Below are 1,048 nucleotides of genomic sequence, written 5' to 3' on the forward strand. Positions count from 1 at the left end.
CACCTCAGCAGAAGCACTCTGACCACGATACTCAGCAGTGACCTCACGTTCCCCGATACCGACCACAGTGAGCTCACCCTCAGTGATCTCATCAGAATCCACAGAGGAAGTAATACCGGCATAATCAGTGACCTCACCAAGAGGCTCCCCACCCTCGTTCAGGGCGGTGACCGTTACCGGGACGGTATCCCCGTCTGTGATTTCGGAGGAGACCTCCACATCCAAGTCCGCCACCGCCGAGACGACCTCGACCTCGATCTGCACCTCATCAATGACCTCACCATCGACCTCATAGGTGAAGACCACAGTCCGGTCCCCAGGACCATCAGGAGTGAAAACAAACTCCACCAACACCTCAGAAGACCCCTCATCCACCGTGATGGTGTCAGCCTCCACAGTGGAAGAGACACTCAAGGCATCGAAGTCCACAGTGATAGTCTCACCAAACTGATCAGTACCGGTCACCGCGTAGGCCACCATCTGGGTCTCAGTGACCTGCTCAACCCCGGTAACCTCCAGGTCCACAAGTACTGGGAACTCACCCATCACACTGACCATATCTTCCTGATCACGATAGGCAGCGATCAGTTCATGGGTGCCCGCCGAGGGAATCGTGAACTCACCACCGCTGAGATCCTCACCCTCAAAAGACACTGTGGCGTGCTCAGTAACATCCCCCAGGGAATCACCCTCAGGATCAAAAGCTTCCACCGTGACCTCCACGGTGGTGCCCACCCCAGCACGATCCGGATCCACACTCACGGTGATTTCATCGACCACAGAGTCCACCGAGACCTCCACCTCAGTAGTGATCTCTTCACCCTCCTCGTCGGTGTAGGTGAAGACCAGCTCCCGGTCGGTGAGGACATCGGGGGTGAAGGCGAAGGTCACCTCGGCCTCCCGGACCCGGTCAGCCTCCACATCAGAGACCACTACAGTTTCGGTAGTCACATTCCCGATCAGATTGCCGTAAGTGTCGAAAGCCTGCACCTGATACGACGCCGTAGCTGTCTCTACAGCGTTCTGAGGCCCGGTGACCTCAATCGAG

General features: G+C 57.1%; 1 protein-coding gene. It reads right to left on the reverse strand.

The genetic code is table 11. The annotated features are described in order from the left end of the window. The coding region (locus F0311_RS18100; protein ID WP_223881288.1) for a hypothetical protein at nucleotides 1-1,048 on the reverse strand (1,048 nt) is incomplete at both ends.

This window comes from Nesterenkonia ebinurensis (assembly GCF_008711175.1).
Taxonomy (GTDB): Bacteria; Actinomycetota; Actinomycetes; order Actinomycetales; family Micrococcaceae; genus Nesterenkonia; species Nesterenkonia ebinurensis.